At 30.8% G+C, this 20,365-nt stretch carries 26 protein-coding genes; 25 read left to right on the top strand and 1 reads right to left on the bottom strand.

Features of this window, described 5'->3' with window-relative positions; translation table 11 throughout:
- Positions 1-65: 65 nt before the first annotated feature.
- The 10 genes from QZU81_RS08580 to QZU81_RS08535 all read left to right on the top strand — a co-directional run bounded on the left by QZU81_RS08580 (position 66) and on the right by QZU81_RS08535 (position 7,038).
- Positions 66-857 (top strand): hypothetical protein, encoded by a 792-nt coding sequence (locus QZU81_RS08580; protein ID WP_295591257.1) that lies wholly within the window; start codon positions 66-68, stop codon positions 855-857.
- Between the two features lie 60 nt (positions 858-917).
- Positions 918-1,166, top strand: coding sequence for a hypothetical protein (locus QZU81_RS08575; protein ID WP_295591255.1), 249 nt, complete (start codon positions 918-920; stop codon positions 1,164-1,166).
- A complete protein-coding gene (locus QZU81_RS08570) occupies positions 1,135-1,377 on the top strand; it encodes a hypothetical protein (protein WP_295591253.1) in 243 nt (80 codons plus the stop codon). Before QZU81_RS08575 ends, QZU81_RS08570 begins: the two co-directional genes overlap by 32 nt.
- Positions 1,378-1,557: a hypothetical protein gene (locus QZU81_RS08565; RefSeq protein WP_295591251.1), complete on the top strand. Its 180-nt coding sequence runs from the start codon at positions 1,378-1,380 to the stop codon at positions 1,555-1,557.
- A complete protein-coding gene (locus QZU81_RS08560; protein ID WP_295591249.1) occupies positions 1,554-2,561 on the top strand; it encodes a ParB N-terminal domain-containing protein in 1,008 nt (335 codons plus the stop codon). The genes QZU81_RS08565 and QZU81_RS08560 overlap by 4 nt, the downstream gene beginning before the upstream one ends.
- A gap of 31 nt (positions 2,562-2,592) precedes the next feature.
- Positions 2,593-3,831: a radical SAM protein gene (locus QZU81_RS08555; protein ID WP_295591247.1), complete on the top strand. Its 1,239-nt coding sequence runs from the start codon at positions 2,593-2,595 to the stop codon at positions 3,829-3,831.
- Entirely contained in the window at positions 3,824-4,744 is a 921-nt protein-coding gene (locus QZU81_RS08550; protein ID WP_295591245.1) for a radical SAM/SPASM domain-containing protein, read from the top strand. The genes QZU81_RS08555 and QZU81_RS08550 overlap by 8 nt, the downstream gene beginning before the upstream one ends.
- A 61-nt stretch (positions 4,745-4,805) precedes the next feature.
- On the top strand, positions 4,806-5,225 hold the full coding sequence (locus tag QZU81_RS08545; protein ID WP_295591243.1) for a hypothetical protein: 420 nt from the start codon (positions 4,806-4,808) through the stop codon (positions 5,223-5,225).
- Entirely contained in the window at positions 5,179-6,513 is a 1,335-nt protein-coding gene (locus tag QZU81_RS08540; RefSeq protein ID WP_295591241.1) for a phage terminase large subunit, read from the top strand. Before QZU81_RS08545 ends, QZU81_RS08540 begins: the two co-directional genes overlap by 47 nt.
- A 45-nt stretch (positions 6,514-6,558) precedes the next feature.
- Positions 6,559-7,038: a hypothetical protein gene (locus QZU81_RS08535; protein WP_295591239.1), complete on the top strand. Its 480-nt coding sequence runs from the start codon at positions 6,559-6,561 to the stop codon at positions 7,036-7,038.
- Positions 7,039-7,279: 241 nt separating this feature from the next.
- On the opposite strand, the gene QZU81_RS08530 is transcribed toward QZU81_RS08535, so the two are convergent.
- Complete coding sequence (locus QZU81_RS08530; protein ID WP_295591237.1) at positions 7,280-7,879, bottom strand: hypothetical protein; 600 nt, start codon at positions 7,877-7,879, stop codon at positions 7,280-7,282.
- 322 nt (positions 7,880-8,201) lie between these two features.
- On the opposite strand from QZU81_RS08530, the gene QZU81_RS08525 reads away from it, so the two are divergent.
- The 15 genes from QZU81_RS08525 to QZU81_RS08455 all read left to right on the top strand — a co-directional run.
- The gene (locus tag QZU81_RS08525) at positions 8,202-9,494 is read left to right on the top strand and encodes a hypothetical protein (RefSeq protein ID WP_295591235.1); all 1,293 of its coding nucleotides are present in this window, start codon (positions 8,202-8,204) and stop codon (positions 9,492-9,494) included.
- A complete protein-coding gene (locus QZU81_RS08520; RefSeq protein ID WP_295591233.1) occupies positions 9,479-10,321 on the top strand; it encodes a hypothetical protein in 843 nt (280 codons plus the stop codon). Before QZU81_RS08525 ends, QZU81_RS08520 begins: the two co-directional genes overlap by 16 nt.
- A gap of 187 nt (positions 10,322-10,508) precedes the next feature.
- Positions 10,509-11,507 (top strand): XkdF-like putative serine protease domain-containing protein, encoded by a 999-nt coding sequence (locus QZU81_RS08515; protein ID WP_295591232.1) that lies wholly within the window; start codon positions 10,509-10,511, stop codon positions 11,505-11,507.
- A gap of 51 nt (positions 11,508-11,558) precedes the next feature.
- Positions 11,559-12,656 carry a hypothetical protein gene (locus QZU81_RS08510; protein ID WP_295591230.1) on the top strand — a complete coding sequence of 366 codons (1,098 nt, stop codon included), beginning with the start codon at positions 11,559-11,561 and terminating at the stop codon, positions 12,654-12,656.
- Positions 12,643-13,173, top strand: a complete 531-nt coding sequence (locus tag QZU81_RS08505; RefSeq protein WP_295591228.1) for a PEGA domain-containing protein — start codon at positions 12,643-12,645, stop codon at positions 13,171-13,173. The genes QZU81_RS08510 and QZU81_RS08505 overlap by 14 nt, the downstream gene beginning before the upstream one ends.
- A gap of 131 nt (positions 13,174-13,304) precedes the next feature.
- Entirely contained in the window at positions 13,305-13,700 is a 396-nt protein-coding gene (locus tag QZU81_RS08500; protein WP_295591226.1) for a hypothetical protein, read from the top strand.
- A gap of 12 nt (positions 13,701-13,712) precedes the next feature.
- A complete protein-coding gene (locus tag QZU81_RS08495) occupies positions 13,713-14,234 on the top strand; it encodes a hypothetical protein (protein WP_295591224.1) in 522 nt (173 codons plus the stop codon).
- Between the two features lie 15 nt (positions 14,235-14,249).
- Complete coding sequence (locus QZU81_RS08490; RefSeq protein ID WP_295591222.1) at positions 14,250-14,741, top strand: hypothetical protein; 492 nt, start codon at positions 14,250-14,252, stop codon at positions 14,739-14,741.
- On the top strand, positions 14,734-14,904 hold the full coding sequence (locus QZU81_RS08485) for a hypothetical protein (protein WP_295591220.1): 171 nt from the start codon (positions 14,734-14,736) through the stop codon (positions 14,902-14,904). Before QZU81_RS08490 ends, QZU81_RS08485 begins: the two co-directional genes overlap by 8 nt.
- 4 nt (positions 14,905-14,908) lie before the next feature.
- Positions 14,909-15,973, top strand: a complete 1,065-nt coding sequence (locus QZU81_RS08480; protein WP_295591218.1) for a phage tail sheath subtilisin-like domain-containing protein — start codon at positions 14,909-14,911, stop codon at positions 15,971-15,973.
- Positions 15,973-16,380, top strand: coding sequence for a hypothetical protein (locus QZU81_RS08475; protein ID WP_295591217.1), 408 nt, complete (start codon positions 15,973-15,975; stop codon positions 16,378-16,380). The genes QZU81_RS08480 and QZU81_RS08475 overlap by 1 nt, the downstream gene beginning before the upstream one ends.
- 101 nt (positions 16,381-16,481) lie before the next feature.
- Positions 16,482-16,883, top strand: coding sequence for a hypothetical protein (locus QZU81_RS08470; RefSeq protein WP_295591215.1), 402 nt, complete (start codon positions 16,482-16,484; stop codon positions 16,881-16,883).
- 196 nt (positions 16,884-17,079) lie between these two features.
- Complete coding sequence (locus tag QZU81_RS08465) at positions 17,080-19,353, top strand: hypothetical protein (protein ID WP_295591213.1); 2,274 nt, start codon at positions 17,080-17,082, stop codon at positions 19,351-19,353.
- Positions 19,354-19,370: 17 nt separating this feature from the next.
- Positions 19,371-19,847 (top strand): hypothetical protein, encoded by a 477-nt coding sequence (locus tag QZU81_RS08460; protein WP_295591211.1) that lies wholly within the window; start codon positions 19,371-19,373, stop codon positions 19,845-19,847.
- 3 nt (positions 19,848-19,850) lie between these two features.
- Positions 19,851-20,365, top strand: a 515-nt coding sequence (locus QZU81_RS08455) for a hypothetical protein (RefSeq protein WP_295591209.1), incomplete at its 3' end; no start/stop codon positions are given.

Here is a 20,365-nt window from a genome sequence, read left to right as displayed (position 1 = left end):
ATAGTGCCGATAAACAATGGTCGGTGATATTAAATGATAATTATTTTATGTGAGGTTCTAGGAAGATGACACTTCACATAGCATTAGATGGGATTAGTGGTACTGGAAAGACCACGATGATTAAAAAACTCAGTGAATTTTTAACAAAGAAGTCATATAATGTTAAGAGTTTAATCCAACCCCAAGACAAAACAATTTTATATATATTAAATAACTATAATTTAACAATCTCGGAAATAGCACTTTTAATGGCATTAGACAGAAGTTTAACATGGAATTATGAGGATTTTAAGGATTATGACATTGTTTTATGGGATAGATGTATTTTAAGTGATTATGCATACCACACCGATGAGGATGTTAAGGCAGCATTTATCCGCAATATCAACAAGTATTTTCCTGATATGGATATTTATATTGTTATTCACAGTGAAGAAATATTGCAAGATAGGGATTACATCAACCAATGCAAAGTAATTCAGAAATATGATGTTCTCATTGATGGTTATCTTAATGTTCATAAAGTTGATTATATTCCAGGCGATCCAGAGAAAGTCTTTGATGATATTGTTGAAACTATTTTTACTGTCTTACCAACTTGCAAGTGGTGTGGAAGATTATTCAAAAAATCTGTTTCTAATAAGAAATACTGTTGTTTAAAGTGTAAAAACTATGCCAAAGAAGAGCAAAACAGAAATAACTTCAGGAATTTTTATAATAGATACAAAGATACAATGAGTGAAAGTAAGAAAGGTGCATTAGGTAGTAAAGGTGCTAACTTACATGGAAGAGCAAATTCTGACCCTGAAGTTGAGTTAAAACTCATAAACAATGAAAAAAGAAGATTAGGCATCTAATAAAAATAAGCTGTTAAAATTTTTGTATTTTTATTATAGTTTTTTATAGAGAGGCAGTCAATGGGAAATAAACCGTATTCAAACTTAAAATGTCCAGAATGTAGAGAAAAAGGTGATTTTGAAGTAGATAACAATGAAGAAGTGTATTGCACCCATTGTGGATTAATTATTCAATCCCCTTTTCCATATTCAGCTGGTATTAGGTTTAAAACATTGACTGACATCTTATTTGAAAAAAGAATTGAAAGGTTTCAAAAAAGAAGATGGAGGAAAGAGTATGCAAGAATTAAAAAGTTTCAAAAAATATAGTTGGTTAATTAGTGGAATTTTAGCTTTAATAGTCTTTATCAGTGGTTTAACTGCCAATGATTTCAGTTTTTTACCACCGAAATATCAGTCAATTGCAGTGGGAATAATAGGTGCCTGCGCATTGTTAGTTAAAATTTTCCCTGAAAACTTCCGTGTAAAAGTTGCAGAAAACACTGTTAAAAATGAATTAAGTAAAGAAGATGGGTGCTAAATGACCGATTCCAAAGAAGAATATGTTCCCACATGTGCTGACTGCAAATATGCTGATTACTACATAAATTGGTGGGAATACCCATATTCTGACCCACGATGCCAAATAACCAAAAATCAGATAAAACATACGGATTTAGGTTGTGAGCATTTTAAACTGATAGGGAGACATAGTAGATGACAAAAAAACTAATAGATACAATCCCATGGAAAAGAACAATTTGGACTTATGGGTTTGTCAAAACTACTTTGAGTGGAGCTTTAATCTCCACTGGAGTGGTTTTAATCTTCAACGGAATAACTAATCACCCATTATTTCAGGAATGGGATGAAATAGCAATTATTTGTGGAGTTTTTGCTATTTTTCTTGCAATTTTAGTTATAACGAGTATTGATAGATACAAGGAAAAGACCAAAAAAGAGGAGCTAGAAGCAATAGATAAACAAATCGATGATAAAGCAAGACAAATTGCTAGGAGATTAACAATGGTAGAAATTGAAAAAATCAAAATAACTGACATAGTACCAGCCGATTACAATCCAAGATTAATATCTGAAAGTGAAGCAACTAAATTAAAAAATTCATTATCTACATTTGGATTAGTTGATCCTATTGTAATAAACTTGAAGAACAATCACATCATTGGAGGTCATCAAAGATTCGATGTATTAATTGACCAACATCTTGAAGATGACAAAATCTTTGAGAAATTAAATCTAATTAGATTGGGCGACATTGGTTGGGTGTTTACTGAAGCTGATTTAAAAATTGAATCAGAAGACCATGAAAAAGCATTAAATCTAGCACTTAATAAGATTTCAGGTGATTGGGATTATGATAAATTAACTAATCTCTTCAGCGATTTGAAATTAAGTAATTTAGATGTAGAGCTAACAGGTTTCGATGATACTGAAATAGAAGTGTTACTCGATGATTTTGAATACAATGAAATCTTTGAGGATATTGATGCAGGGATTGAAGAACCTGATGAAGAGCTAGAAGAGATTCAAGACAACCAAAAGGACCATAATATTGTCTATATCTCATTTATAGATTGGGAAAAAGCTAATAAATTCCTAGAAATAATTGACCACAATACATTTTTCCGTGAAGACGGCTTTAAAAAGATTGTAGTTGATGGAGATGAATTAGTGGAGAGATTAACAAATGAAGAATCAGACTAAACAACTAGATAAAAATTATCAAGGCATAACTTTGAAAACTAAGTATGAATCTTGTTTTATGCCAATATTACTTGATGATTATACATTTTGCAGTTACAATTGTTTATACTGCGATGCTAATGCAAGAAAATCAATTAATCTACGTGCTAAAAAACAAGGGAACATAGTTAAACATGATTCCATGCCATTAAGAACTATTGACCCTGATTTAATTAAGAAAGTTTTCACGGCAATTTTAAATGGTGGAGAAATCCCTAAAACATATAAATTCCTTGAAAAATATGTGAAAAACAAAAAGATGATTCAATTCGGTACGGTTTCAGACCCATTCTGTAATAATGAAAAGAAATATGGAGTAACATATGAATTGCTAGAATTCTTTGATGAAATTGATTATCCATTGACTTTTTGCAGTAAAGGTTCTATGTATACTAAGCCAAAATATATGAATATTATCAAGAATCACCCACATAACTGGCATTTCCGTATTGCTATATCAACTTCCAACGATTTAATTGCTAGAAAAGTGGAAAGAGGTGTACCTTCACCTACTGAAAGATTTAACAATATCAAAAAGCTTTCTAAAAATGGTATTAAAGTAACCCATATTATTAGACCATTAATTCCAGGTTATTCTGATGTAAAAGGTTTAGTTACAAAAGCTAAAATGAGTGGAGCTTATGCTTGTAAAATCAGAGATTTATTGGTTAAGCCAGTATTACCTGAATTTTACAAAAAAAGAATGTTGAAATTATCAGAAATCACTGGAGTTGATTTATACGATTTGTATACCAAAAAAAGCCAAGAAGAAAGGGATAAAATATTGCAACCTTATTACGATGAATTCATTGAAACTTGTCGGAAATTGAAATTATACTATGCCTGCAATAAATCTAGACAAATCTACACTCCTAGTTACTGTTGTTGTGCTATACCTCCTGAAATGCACAAATATTTGTATTTCGGTAATTTTACCCATGCCGTTGAACAAGCCCAAAGAAGAAAAACAGATATTATTACTTTTAAAGATGTTGGTAAATATTCAAAGGAATGTTTCAAGGGTGTTGAATCAGAGGTTTCTGCTTGTATCGCTGATTCTAGATCAAAGGCTCAAACACTAAATATGGATTGTCATGACTTTACAAGATGGTGTTGGAATAAACCACGAAAAGTGGAATTAAGAACTAGACAACATGTTGAAGTTGTAGGTAAAGATGAAAATGGTGATAATCTGTATAGGGTGAAAGAACTTGAGGGTTGGTATGATTAAAACAAATAAGCAAAATAGACCTCAAAATGCCGTAATAGAACTGACATATGGGTGTAATAGAAGATGTAAGCTGTGTTTTAGGCAAGTTAGGCATCTCAAAAGAGGCGAATATTACTTTATGAACTTGGGAACTGCTAAAAAGATTGCCGATAGTTTAAAAGTATTTGACCCAATGAGATTGCAATTCGATTACAGGGGAGAACCATTATTAAATCCTTATTGGAAAAAAATTATAAGTTTATTTAGAAAAATCTTGCCAAACTCACAGATTCATCTGATAACAAATGGAGATTTATTAGATATTGAAACTGCCAAACAATTCTTCAAAATAGGTGGAAATATCCTATCAGTAGACTGTTACGATGGAAGTTTTGAAGAACGAATCAATTATTATAAATCAAATAATGTCTTTAATGTTCGTATTGATGGAGAAACAGATTTTAAACCTTATAAGAGAAATAATCCGAAAACTACTCATGAAATGGTTTTAATTCCTGATAACTTTGCAGAGAACAAAAAAGGATTGAGGCAGTGGAATAATCTTGCTGGAAATTTGGATTATAAATCAGCTTCAAAGTTAGGTTATGAACCTTTGAAAAAACCATTATTTAAACCATGTATACTCCCATTTAAAGATTTAGTGATTAGATATAATGGAGATATTAGATTATGTTGTTTGGATGGAGAAAATAATGTTAGTATCTTTGGTAATATTCATAATATCGATGTAGAAGAGTTTTGGTATAATAATTCTAAATTAAATCTCATAAGAACTTTGCTCTATAACAAATTAAGAATTCACCCACCATGTAATAAATGCGATTATGGTGTTGGTGGTGTATTTAGCTTTATTCCAAAGTATAAAACAATTCCTCAAGAAAAGGTTGAAAAATTGAAAGAGAAATATTACTAGACTTGCTTTTTCACTATATATTATATTATTTTTCTAAAAAGCAAGTCATAAAAGGGAGATAATGATTATGGCAAAGTTTAACGATGAAACTATTAAAATGATTTTAAAAGCTCGTGAATCTGGTCTTAATCAAAAGGAATGTGCTGAGGTTGCAGGAATAAATGAAGCTACATTATATAAATGGCTTAATAAAGGGAAAGAAGCAAAACGAGGAAAATATCGTGATTTCTACAATGATTTCCAAATGGCTAAAAATAAGAATAAATTATTTCATTTAAAGAAAATCCATGAAGCAGAGGCATGGACTGCATCAGCTTGGTATCTAGAAAGAGTTTATCCTGAAGAATTTGGTAGAAAAGACCGTATGGATTTAAATCATGAGGGAAAATTGGAAGTAGAAAGTAAAAAAACATTAGAAGAAAAAAGGATTGAAAATGAAAATTACTTTAAAGAGCTTGAAGCAGAATTGGACAAAGTATAGGGTGGATTTCAAATCAACAGTGATAGATAATCCATATATACCACATAAACCATTTCTAAATCAAGTTCACTTCCTCACTCACCCAAGCGAAGAATTACTTTATGGAGGACAAGCTGGAGGTGGTAAGTCTGATGCTTTACTCATGGCAGCTTTACAATATGTAACTGAGCCAAACTATTCAGCTTTAATTCTAAGAAAAACATATCAGGACCTCTCCCAACCTAATGCTATCATGGATAGGGCAAATAAATGGCTCTCCACTCACGAAGAGTTACATTGGAACAGTAATACAAAAACTTGGTCATTTCCAAGTGGAGCTACATTAAGCTTTGGATATCTAAATCATAATAACGATTTAGACCAGTACCAAGGTTCAGAGCTTCAATTCGTTGGATTCGATGAGCTTACACAATTTCCTGAAAATCAATATACCTATCTCCACAGTAGATTGAGGAAATTGGAAGATAGTGATGTTCCAATTAGAATGAGAGCAGGGACAAACCCAGGAGGTAGAGGTCATGATTGGGTGAAAGATAGATTCATTAAAGATGATGCACCAAATCCTTTTATTGCTTCCAGTTATTTAGACAATGTATATCTTGATAGAGAACAATATGGTCATCAGTTAGATAAACTTGATGAATTAACAAAGCTCCAACTTAAATTTGGAGATTGGGATGCAGTACTCAAAGAAGGTCTATTAATAACAAGAGACAAATTAAACAAAGCTTTAATATCATATAATAATGTTTATTGGAAGTGGCAACCAGTATTTAGTGCTATCGGTATTGACCCAGCAAGTACAGGTTCTGATAAATTTGCTATGTCATGTTTAGTTTATTTTAATAATGGGAAACTTGTGTTAGTGGATCTAGATGCTACTCCATCAGCTTTTCCAGAAGAAAGATTAAAGAACTTCATAATTAGAAATTCTAAATGGAATCCATATGTTGTTAATTTTGAACAAGAACCAGGAAGTGACTCTACATATGCTTTAAAACACTGGCAGAATATATTGAAAGATTTAGTTAGAAAGAATGGTATTATCGTGAAGAAAACACAATCAAGCAATTCTAAATACAATAGAGCTAGACCTACTGCAAATCTAATTAGGCAAAACAGATTATTCTTTGATAGAAACATTAATCCTGAACGGTTAAGAAGTTTATTCAATCAATATGTTTATATTCATCCTGATAAAGAGATTATGAATGAATATCCATCTCCTGATGAATTAGACAGTTTAGGTTATGCTTTTATGGAAATACAAAATATTATAAGATTATAATAATATATTATTAAATACACATTATATTATAATGAGGTGAATAATATGTCAGATACTGGTGATAATAACAATCGTACAATACTTATGTGTTGTGTCGGAATAATTATCGTTGCTTTAATTATAGCTGGTGCTTCAATGTTATTCAAGGATAATCCTGACCATTCGGCTAATCTCGTATTGGGAGGTAAACATTTCACAGTAAATAATTTAACTAACAAAGAAATAAGTAATATTGAAGGAAATAACACGAATACTATTAAAATAAACAGTGAAGACAATAGAATGCTGTATATGATTACTAAAGCAACTGAATCAACAAGTATTTTAAACGAATTGACATCTAAGGATAATGTTACGGAAGTCCAATCAAATGGAATCACATATAAAAATATAGTTTTTAGTGATGGTACACCATCAACAACAGTTTTTAAAACTAATGATGGTAGTATTTATGAGATTACATACTATAATGGTAATGATTTCTTATTTAATTATAAAGATTTTGGAAATCAAATGAATAAATGAATATGTTATAGAAAATGTTTATTTTAATGTATAAACATATTTCTATTATTTTTTCTTTTTTAAATTAATTATCAATTTTATATTAATTTAACTACTTTTTATCAGTCCTAATTTTTATCTAGACTATATGAAGAATAAAGTCCATTTTTATGAACTTTATCTCCATTAAGCTCGTAAAAGCTTGCTTCTTCATTATTATATAAGTTAATATTTGGAATATTAACTACTCAACTATTTATTTTTACAAATATATAATATTATTTTGTTCATCTGGAAAATATGGTTTAAATTCATTTTTTAGGTAATCAATTGTCAAAGCACTTTGTACATCACTAAATTCAGATACTGCATCATTTCCCAAATAATTTTCAATATTTTCATTTAGTTTATAAGGTAATTTATATTTTAAATAAAAATATCGAAATTTGTTTATTCTGTATATAACCATGTCTGAACTAGTCCCTACTCGACCCACAATCATAAGGGTGAGTATTTCTTGAAGTATTGTATATCCTTCATCAAAAACCAAAAAAAACTTCAAAAAATCATCTTCATTTATTTTATAGATAGAACAAAATTCTTTCATAAGAATATTTTGTGAGTAAAAATGAAGCTCGTCAGATAAATAAATTAATTCCAATTCATCCTTTGAGGAAAATTTATCTATCTCCTGAATTTCATATAAATCTTGTTTTAAACAAATTATTTTTAATTTTTCGATGGCATTTTTAAGTAATGATGTATCATATGGATATTCATCTAAAATTAGGTCTAATTCAATTATGGCATTTTTAATTTCTAAAAATTTTTTAACTATGTCAATTAATTCTGTGGCAACCATGAATAATCACTTTATTCCTAAATAATATATATAAATAATTAATTATATTTTATTTTTTCTAATAACTTTCATTATAATAAACATCACTATTCTTATTAGAGTATATATTGAAGGTGCATTGATTAAAACAATCATAATTTTCAAATAATGTTACCTAAATTCGATAGTGCGAATTATCAAATTTTACAATTTGTCTTACCATTAGAGTTTCTGCGGAAAAATGTACCTTCATCCTCCTATTGATTTTTTTGAGCTGATATATATGAAAATTAATTATACTTCATTGAATAGTAGTCTAGAAATTAATAAAAGACAGATTCAAATGAGTATAGCACCAAAGACTAGTAAAGAAGATGCTAAATACAAATATAGAATTGACCCAATAGTTTCTGTTAGTATAGCACAAAATCTAATCTTACAGAACAATAGACTTGACAAAGCAATTCGTATTTTAGCTCAAGATGTTATTTTAAATGAAATGACTTATCTCAGTGATAAAGAATCAGAAATAGAGGAAATCGTTGTTAATTTTTGGAAAAATAATATTAACGAACTATATAAACAACTTCAAGAATTCTATTCTTATGGATTCGGTGCTTCTGAAATCATATTCGATGAAAAAACAGGACTTCCAATAGAACTATACCAAATCCCTGCTGAAACATTATTCATCAATCAAGAATCACATAAAGATAGCGAAACTGGAGAAATAACATACAGTTATTATGCTATTCAAAAAATTGATGGAAAACCTGATGTTAAGATGAAACTCAGCAGATACGAATACGATGAGGAAGACGCTGATCTACCAACATGTTTTTGGTTGGGAGGTGGAAAGACTTCTGAATTCTATGAAATCCCTTATTGGTTACCAGCATTTAACAGTATATCTGCTAAGGTAGCATTAGATGAATTAAATGCTAAAAAAATTAACGAGGGAAATTTAATGAGTGGAATACTTGTTATTCGCAGACCTCCTGCTTTCGAAGGTCAAAAAGAAGAAACCAAAAAAGATTTGGAAGACCAAATGACAGATGCAGGTACTGGCATACTCGTTATGGATTTAGAAAGTTTTAATGCTGAAATTCCACTAGAAGTCCAATATGTTCCGATTAGTGAACAAAACTACTCATACTTATCAGAATTGGCAGATAGGTGTGATGAGGACATTCTTGCTTGTTTTAGCATACCGAAAGTCAGACTCATGATTGATGATGTAACAGAGTCAATGAACTCCCAAAAGTCCAATACTATTTACGAGATTTATACTAAAAGCTTGGAGAATGAACAGCTACCATTTGAAATTGAAATAAATAAATTCAATAGAAAATTCTTTGAATATGAAGGTGTTGTAGATATTGAAACACCCATATTCAGTGATAAAAAAGATGTAGAAGTATCTTCAATCCTAAATCTATTCAATAACGGTATTTTAACACTTGGAGAGACAATTAAAGCTGTTAGTGTTTATTATCCTAAATTACAATTAGAATATAATGATGCTAATCCACTATTTAATGAAAGGTTCTATGGTGGTAGATTATTGGGATTGACTAACTATTCTAACTCAGATATAAATGAAGCCAATGAGGTTATATCATGGCTCCAATCTTAAACAATAAGAAATACTGGGAAAGAAAATCTCTCATTGAAAAAAGACAGAATAGATTGTCTGCATATTATATTCAAGTCTACAACAATAATATCATCGATAAATACATCGAAGATTATTTAAATGATGAAAATGTTGCTAGACCAACACAAGCAATGATATACGGCGATTTATATGTATTAAATAAACCACAAGTTTATGAACAATATAATCGAATTGTTAATTCAAAATATACTTCTGATTTAGCAATAAACGAAATGCTTATTAGAAATAAAGCAGAAGCTAGATTAAATACTGTTGTAGAATCAGAATTAGAAAGAATATCTAAAAATTTAGATTATACTGAAAGAGTATTGAGTACTTATGAATTAAATCTCAAAGAATACCAAAAAGTTGTAAAAAGAGAAAATAAAACTGCCAATCGTAAAAATATAATGGAGAGAAGTGTTAATGACTTGGACTTCATGCGAAACCAATTCGGTGTAAATATTCCGAGTAATGTCTTCTCATACAGAGATTTGGATATTACTGCTGAAGCATTGAATAGACAAACCCAAATGAATGCTACATGGGAAGAGTACGATGCTATCAATCAAGAAGCACAAATTCAAGGATTACCTGAAGTCTATACACAGAAAGAGTGGATATGGACTAACGAGGGACAAACTACAAGACATTCAAGTAATGATGGACAGGTAGTTGATTTCTATGATTACTTCCAATGTATGCATGATGTTACTGGCGAAGTTGAACCTTTAATGTATCCCTCAGACCCAAACGGCAGTTTTGAGAATACATGGATATGCTATTGCCAATTCAGAGCATTTTAATATATATTAGAATATTTATTTTTACTACAAAATTAACCTACATTAATTATTTGAATGAGTTGATTATTCTTAAATGACTTGTTTTAATCGATTACATTATTTTAATCAATTCATTGTTTAAAACATAGCTGTATATTTTCTAGTTTGAACCTAGAAGCTATGAACTAACTGAAAGAGAGGCATTTAATTGAACGAAGCGACTTATATCACTGGTGTTGTAATTGCTAATGGTGTTCCTGATTCAGATGGGGACTGTCTAGATAAAAAGGACATTAAAACTATTTTTACCAAGTATTTAGACAGAGCTACTGATGTAATGCACACTAGAATCAAAAATGAGGGTGTTGAAGTTTTAGCTAACTGGATTACTGAATCAGACACTGAACTCAATGGCAAAGTTGTTCCTTCAGGTTCTTGGATGGCTACTTTCGCAGTAACAAATGAGGAACTATTATCTTCAATTAAAGATGGTAGTATCTCAGGTTTAAGTCTTGGAAGTGTATCAGAAGATGCCATGACTAAGAAATACTGGTTCATTAACAAGTCTATTCATTATCAAGACTTAGATGATTTGGAAGAAGTAATTCCATTGTTTATAAGCTTTGTAGACAAAGGAGCTAACCAATATGGATTGGAAGTAATGGATTACAATTTTTATATCAATAAAAACGATAAGACTGGTGAAAAAATGACTAATGGAGAAAAAAATGAAGAACCAATGATTCCTTTATCAGCGATTGATAAACTTCGTGATATTTTCAGTATTAACAAAAGCGATACTGAAGACGATGACGAAACCAAAATTGATAAAGAAGAAACTGGTGGAGAAACACCTGAAGTTGAAGATATTTCTAATAAAGACTTATTAGAGCAATTACCAGATGCAATTGTTAAAGCTTTCGTGGAAGCCACTAAGGAGGTTGAACCAACACCTCAGAATGATGAAGTTATCAATAAAGCTGATAAAGATGAAGAGAAAAAAGAAGAAGAAAACGATAATGATTCTGAGGAAGAAGAACCTGAAAAAGAAGAGGAAGAATCAGAAGAAGATGAAAAGAAAAAAGAGGAAGTTGAAATTAACAAAAGACAAACTTCTATGACTGATGTTGTTATTGATAACAATCCTCCAACTGATTTCTATGAAAGAACTGGTAGGGATCATTTAGGTAGAAAAATTAGAAGATAAAAATCAAATTAACCAATTTTACAATCTAAAATAAATAAAGAGCTGATAAATATGACTGTAGAAGTTGTTACAAGAGAAACTATTGAAAATAACTTGCCATTTATATTAAAATGGTCTAAAAATCCAAGAGGTAATGGTGGAGCTATCAATCCAGGTTGGAAACAACAAACCGAAATTGATAGGTTCTTAGAATTGGTGGAAAACACTCCAAGTATTCTTAACGATGCTAGGTTCATTCAAATGGAATCTATTGAACACGATATCAGTTATCTTCGTGTTAAAGCAAGATTACAATCTATGAAAAAATTAAGTGGGGATAATAAAGGAGCTCCATTACAAAAGGATTATACTACTGCTTTAGAGGAAACTGTTCCTGAATTTAGCAGGTCTAAACTTGAAGCTGAACCATTCTCAATATTTACATACACTTCAAAATTATTCTTAAAAACTAACATCGAAAAAGAAACCTTTTTACCACATATTGAAGCTATACTTGCTGAAAGAGCAGGATACAGTGCTGAAAATATTGGTATGTACGGTATCAAAGACGAAAACACTGCTAGCACTGATGGAGTACATCAAATCAATGGAGTATTCAAACAATTAGAAATCATTGCAGACTCATACGAAACCAATGTTGCAATTGACCGCAAAGCTCCAATGGGTTATTTCAAAGATATAGATGCTTCCAAACCATTAGTACCTCAAGTCAAAAAAATGATTACCCAATTCACTAAACAAAGGGGTAAAAGGTCTAATGCGAAGATTTATGTATCTACTGAGTTTGAAGGTCTTTTAATTGAAGAGGCTGATGAAAGACCAACAGAAAGGGGAGATAACCTTTATTTCGACAATAACGGACAACTAAAATTATGGGGTGTACCTATATCCCAAGCTGATTTCCTTGATGAACCAGATAACGGCTTTGAGGAACAAATTTTAATGGCTGATCCTGATTCTATTGTATTTGGATTCCTTAATGAAATAGAGTCTGAGAACGATTATGAATTATCCGCAAAAGCATACTTATCAACTGTCGATGTATACTTCGATGTTTTAATCTTATACAATAAAGATGTACTCGCAGCTAAAATCATTAATATCCCATCAGGCTCAGATGATGAAGAAGAGGGTGATGATACTCCCTGATGATGAGGGAAATCCTGAAACTCGCAACATTAATTTCATAATTAATGATGGAACATCACCTATCCGAAGTGCAACAGTAACTATTGGTGAAAAAACAGGTACTACTGGAAGCCAAGGTGGTTGTACATTACAAAATGTAACCGATGGTGAAAATACTGTTATAATAACAGCTGATGGTTACAAAACAAAAACTGAAACTATAACTGTTGATGAAACACATACAAGTTTCACTATCAGTTTAGAAGCAGATATTCCTACCAAAACTGTTTCTATCATTGTACAAGACAATGACTCTGCTCAATATATAAATGGGGCGACAGTAACTGTTGATAATAAATATACTGGTGTTACAGGTACTGGTGATTCCCAAGGTAGTGATACAGATGGTTTATTAGTATTAGATTTACCTATAAAAGAAGAATATTTGTTTAATATAACTGCAACAGGTTATAGGGAGTATAATAATACTGAACGTATTGTAGACGATTTTTGTGCAATTTATCTTGATAGGGAATAATCTATTTTATATTTTAGATATTTAGAATCAGAATAATTTTTCATTGATTATTTTTTCCTTAGAATTAACCTATTGAATAATGTAATCTTTGATTAATTATTTTAATACTTTTTTAAAAGGTCGTGCTAATTATGGATGATGAAGCAATAATTAAAGAAGTATTATTGAAACTAGATAATTGGGTTGTAACTAATATAGATAACGATGAGGATTTAAATGAAAGTAATTCATTAGAATTAGATGAAATGGATTACAACAAAAAAGTGTCCTCTGAAGAAATCCTACATTTTTATAGTGTAGCAGAGAATTATGCCTTATCTTACACCCAATTAACTGATTTTACAAATGTTCCTATAAGCCATACTGCAATTATCTTTTGGACTGCTGGTCTATTATGGAAAAAATACGATATAAGACCAAATGACCAAATAGATGAAACATATCCCATCGGATATGGTGATTCACTGATTATACAAGCCAAAGAGATGCTGAAACCTTATAAAAAATACAATTTTAATATTTTTTAGGTAGGTGATTTTATGGGTACTTGGGATGAATTAGACACTCAGGTCAATGTATCATTGGATACCTCAGAATTAGATGAGTTGATCCAATTCTTAGATGGCGACCCTGTTTTTACACCAGCGATTGAACTTGCTGAAAAGTATAAAAAAGGAATTGAAAATGGTGCAAAAGAAGGGGCAGAAACTATTGCTAAAAGGAACAAATCTCTTCAAGAATTAGCAATAGCAACCAATGGTACAATAGCATCAATGGACCTTATAAAATCCATTGAAATAGAGGAATTATCTGATACCTCATATCTCGTTGGAACTAGTATTACTCATTTTTATCCTTTATGTATAGAAAAGGGCAGAGGAGAAGTTAGACCAGTAAATGCAAAAGTTCTTCACTGGTTTACATTATCCGGCAATGAAGTGTTTAGTATGTACAGTTCTCCTGCTCCTCCAAGACCTTTCGTTAAACCTGCTTACGAGCAAACCCAATCAGAAGCTCAGGATATTGTTCAAAAAAGTATTTTTAATCAAACTATTCAATAAAATAGGAGAATAATTATGTTATCTAGTGATGAAACAATTTATTCTATTTTAATAGATGAAAAAAACAATGGAAATGAAGTTTTAAAACATTTCCAAATAATGTATCCATCAAAAAAAGTTGCTTCAGAGTCAAATTCTATCTTTATAGGTGTTGTTTCTAGTGAAATAAACACAGAAATGACCGAAGCTTCTGAATATAAGGATTTAATTGAGATTTTAATTACTACTAAAATTAAGGATTATAAACGTGCTATTTTCACTATAAAAGTTGTATCAAAGGAAATAATCAAAATACTCAAAGAAAATAGTGATTTATTCCCTTTAAAACCTATTATAAGAAACATTGCTCCTGAGTATAATCCAAATTTCGTGCTAAATCGTGGTCATATAATGGTAGAATGCTTATCAGGAATTGAAAAAGATGAAAATGATGCAGAATCAATCAAAAATGTTTGTAAAATCTTAACAGATGACACTGAATTTGTTATAGGAGAAGAAAATGACTAATAAAGAATATGATTATTTGGACGATTTAAACACATTAGAAATCCCTAATATGTTAAAAGTTGGATTTGTACATTATATTCAATCCAATAACATAAAAATCAAATCCAAATCAGAATTAATGAAAAATCTTGATAAATTCAAGAAAAATAATGCAGGAGTATAAGAAAATGGCGAAAGAAACAGAAATTAATGTTTATGAAATTGCTACGACAGTAGTTAATTCAATACCTGGAATGGCTTCAAGTATTGCTGTAATAGGTGCTTTCAATAGTGAAATCACTGATGTTACTAATGTATCAGGTGCAAGAATAGCACATTCCCTTTTCGGAACATCTTCTACATTCGGTACATTTAAAGGAACAGATACAATAGATTATCTTTTCTTAGGAGCATCTAACTTATTGATAGCAAACATTACTACATGGACTAGTGGTGAAACACCTGTTGCTGAAACTACTTTAACAAATGAGAAATTAACTCAAGCTTTAGCAAAATTAAGAGGTGAAACATTTGATATTCTATTAATTGCTGAAGAATTGTCTGATTCAGCCCAATCAATTGTTACCACATGGTTAAATGAAGAATACAAAGGTAAAAATCCTCACGGACAAATTGCAAGTTTAAAACGTGCTAATGCTTCAGCTTATGCCGATAGTGTTCAAACTTTCAATAAAAATGTTTACTATATCAATACCCAAACTTTTACAGTAAATGGCGAAACATTGGATTTAAACAGAAGTACTGCTTATATGTGTGGTATAATTGCAGGAATGAGTGTATCTAGGAGTTTAACATCTAAAATAATTCCAAATATAACTGGTGTATCACCTGAATATACCACAGAAAGTGGCGATTTGGGTGCCGTTTTATTGAATTTAAACATTCCATTTATTAAGTGTAAAAACAGGGATAACAATGAATACATTTGTGTAAACAGTATGTTACCTAATGGGCTTGATATATACATTAATCGTGTAAGGGATTATGTTTTAAAAACTATTGCTATTGAAACCTATTTAGGTGAACAGTCTAGTGAAGCTACTGTTGAAGGTATTGATAATATTGTCGAAACTGTTAGAAAAGTTTGTGTTGAAGAATTACACCTATTAAAAGATATTATTTATACTGTTGAAAAGGTATCTAGCGATTGTATTGAAATTTACATTGATTCTATGAAATTCGATGGCATAATTACAAAAATTAATGTTTACTACACTATTGAGGTGGAATAATGGCTGATAAAGAAGTTTACATCGGAAATTTAAAAGTGATGTGGGGTACGAATGTTAAAGTTTCACCGGAAACCAATATCACAAGTACTGCAACATTTGATGGTGTATTAACTGATGGAACAGATAAGATTCCATATTCTATCAGTGTAGACCGTTTAAGATATGGTACTCAAAACGAATACATGACTTTACACGAGAAATTAGATGCAATGCTTACAACCCCTGAAACAATTAAAATTGTAGAAACTGTTCGTACATCAACCGAAGCATTTAAAGTCATTGATTATGTCTACAATTGTTTGGTAGATAATGACGAGTATGAAATCAAAGCTGATGAAAGAACCGTTGAAGGATTATCATTTAAAGGTTCATCTAAAAAGAGAAAATATCAGACTTTGAAAAAATAAACCTATTTTTATTTTATCCCCAAAATTAAAGGAGTATTACCAGTTTATTATTGGTAATACTCCTATTTTTTTTAAACAATTATTATTATGGAGTTTTCACTATGGCTGAAGAAAAAAACAAAGAATTGGAAATAAACACTGATGAAAAAGTTTTTAAATTAGAGGAATTATTGGTTGAAGGAGCAAAAGTAGAAGTGCCGATAACATTCGATTATCCTACTGAAGATGGAGTAATACCAGTTTCTGCTATGATTAGACCAATTACAAGTTTAGAATGGAATAACACTTTAAAGAAATATTCTAATGATTTAACCAACTTTGGAAATGCAATTTTAAATCTTGGTTTATTATCAAGTAAAGGCGAACCTATTGGTATAAATTTAATCGAAACAATGCCTGCAGGTGTTGTAGATGAGATTTTAATGAGAATTCAAGATTTATCAGGTATCAAACAAAATAAGGAAGAGCAATATGCATTAACAAAAGAGTTGATGGGGTTTTAGATATTGAAAAAGGTGAACTAAAACACATTACTTTGGCTCATTTGAATGGATATAAAATAAATAACGGAAATTTATCTGAATTAACAGTTTTACAAAAAACGGCAATCAATATTATAAATAAAATCATTTTAAAATGGAAATTAAAAAATAAAGCTTTTGCAACAATATAATCGAAAATAAATGAGGTAGATTCAATATGGCTGAAAATAACATAGATATTAACATTAGAACAAAAGCTGACACTACCGAAGTAAAAGATTTAAAAACTGCCTTAGAAGAGTTAAAAGATTCAGAAATCGAAATTAAAACAAATATAGATGATACTGATGTTGTAAAAGTTGAAAATGACATTTCTAATTTAGACGATGAAACTATCGATTTGGATATTGATGCTGATGACTCTGATTTAAAAACTATTGATACTGAGATTGGCGATATCGATGGTGCATCTCTTTCTATTGACTTTGACATAGATTCTGAGGGAAACATTGAATCCACGAAAGCAGAATTAGAAACGATAGACGGAGAAACACTTTCTATTGATTTAGACATTGATGATTCACTGATTGATGATGCTACTGATAAAATTCAATCTTTAAATGATGCTCTTGATGATGCCACATCTACTGCAGATAATCTTGCTTCAACTTTGAATAATATTGATCCATCAGTTTTAGATAATTTGAGTGAGTCTGCAAAACAAGTTAGTGATAATTTCAAAGATGCAACAGATAGCTCAATAACCATGGTTGATGCTTTGGCTGCTGGACAAATATCTGGTGGACTGGCTGATACTATGATGAGTAGTGTCAATGCGGCAGGAAATTATTCTGATACGATGGTCAGATTAGGCTATGCAATGACAGGTACTTCAATGTCGGCTGAACAAGCACAATCTTCCTTTGGAAATCTCATTTCTACAATGACTAATGAAACTGGTCGAGGAGCAGGAAGTGTCAGAGCTCACCTTATTAACATGGGAAATGTTGGAATTACAAGTAGTCAAATATTACAAGACAGTTTCAATGGTATCAGTAAAGCTTCATTCCAAATGGGAACTGATTTTGATACGGCTGATAGGAAATTTCAACAAATGGTTTTAAGTGGTAGAGCAGGTGCTTTGCAATTAAGGGCTTTCGGATTAAATACTGGAGACCTTGCTAGAGCAATGGGAGTGTCTGTTGATGAAGTTTCATCAAAATTTAAAGAATTAGATGCTAATAGTCGTGCGGCTGTATTATCTAGTGCTTTAAATATGAAATATGGTGCTGATGTAACAGAAAATTACAAAAACAGTTACGAACACCTTACTGAAACAGTCAGTAGAGCTAAGGACTTCCTTATCAGAAGTATTGGTGAAGCAATATTGCCTTCTGTTATTCCTGTAATGGAAACAACTGCTAATGCTATTAATGGTATTACACAAGCTTTTCGAAGTTTACCTGCTCCTGTTCAAGGAGTTATAGGTTCATTTGGAGCATTGGTTATAGGTATTTCTTCTGTTAGTTTGGGTCTTAGTGCATTAATAAAGATTGTTACTTTCACTTTAAGCCCATTTGCAAAATTATATAATTATTTCTTCAAAATACCTGACGGACAACAATTAACTAAGTTCAGACAACATCTAAAAAGTGTTGGAGATATGGCTAGTACAGTTAAAACTAAAATTCTTACCTTAGGGACAGAAATAAGAGCATTAGGTGCTAAAGCTTTGGCTAGTGCTAGAAATCTTGCTACTTCTTTATTGACTTCATTGAAAAATGTAGGTTCGGCTGCTAAAACTACTGCACTAAGTTTATTAGAAGCAGGGAAAAATGCTTTAATAGCAGGGGCTAATGCTTTAAGGTCTGCTGCTATGTGGGCAGCTGAACAAGCAGCTAAGATAGCATCTTCTGTTGCATCAGGAATTGCAACGGCAGCTCAATGGGCTTTAAATATTGCAATGTCTGCTAACCCAATAATGCTTGTTGTAATAGCAATCGTAGCATTAATAGCAGTTTTAGGTTATCTTTATTTCCATAACGAAACCGTAAAAAATGCTATCGATGGATTAGGTCAGGCACTGGTAGGAGTTTGGAATTGGATTGTTTCTGGTGTTAGTTGGGCTGTACAATCAATTATAAGCTTTGCTCAAGGTTTATATGATAGTTTAATGGGAATATGGACTTGGATTACTGAAGGTGTAAGTAACACATCTAATTCAATTACTTCCATCATTACAGGTGCTTTTACTTGGATACAAGACTCTTTTAATGCCGTTATTACTTTTTTCCAAACTTATGGTCAATTATTTGTAGAAATCTTTTTTGTAATGGCTACTGGTGGAATAGGTGCCATCTTTCTATTAATTGGTCAGATGAATGGAATGCCATCAACTATTGGTGGTATATTACAATCCGCATTAAATTATGTTATTAATTTTGCTTCTAATTTTATTAATAAACTTGCTAGTGCAGGTCTAGTGCTTTAAGTTCAGAATTAAATGAAATGATCAGTGAAGCTACAAATTTCATAGGAAGAATTGGTCAAATACTTTGGAATGCTGGAGTAAATGCCGTACAAAACTTCCTTAATGGGTTAGGTAGACATTCACCAGGTATTATTCAAACCGAGATGTTGGCAGAGCTTAAAGAAACTGCAACTAGAATTCCCGAATCTGCATCTTTAATGAAGAGAAATATAGTTAATCTTGCTAAAACAGCTGTTGAAGGTTGGGGAAATCCACAATTTGAATATGGATTTGGTAATAAAGAATTAAAACTAAATAATGATGCTATTATCAATAATTCTGATTTAACTACATTATTGAATATTATAATAGACTTATTAAAAAATTCGAATGGCGGAAACTTTGTTTTCAATCATTACGGTGATTTAGACAATGAAGAAAAGATGGAAAGGATTTTAGAATTCATTAGAAGAGAATTAAGTTGGAATAATAAAACAGCAGGAAGGAGTGTCTAATTTATGGGATTTTTTGAAATAAACAAAGTACCATTAAAAGTCATCATGAACGATGGATTTGATGTAAATTCAGGCAGTAATATCAGTGAAACTACACTCTTATATGATGACCAAGAATTAAATGCTCCTACTTTTTATTTTAACAAAGGATTCAATGGAATTGATTTTGAAATCAGTGTTATAATGAAAGAAGAGTATTTTTACAATGGTAGAGCATATATGGATTATTTAAATCAATGGGATAAATGGAATACTGTTGTAACAGTTGTAACAGATGCTATGGATATTCCTAATGGAAAATATGTTGTTAGAATTAAAAATAAAAAGCAAACACTTGAGAAATCAAGTATTTGGAAATTAAAATTCAAGCAATATTACGAGAACAGTTTATCATTTGAATCAATGTATACTTACAAGACATCTAGTTTATCTGCCATTGACCAAACTTTGTTGAAATATCATGAAATAGATTATTATTCAACCAAAGAGGCAATTTTAGCATTGCAGAAGAAACTACA

It is taken from the genome of uncultured Methanobrevibacter sp., from assembly GCF_902770715.1.
GTDB lineage: Archaea > Methanobacteriota > Methanobacteria > Methanobacteriales > Methanobacteriaceae > Methanocatella.
Note: the sequence above shows the minus strand (reverse complement) of the source record. Positions and strands in the feature narration are given on the sequence as shown.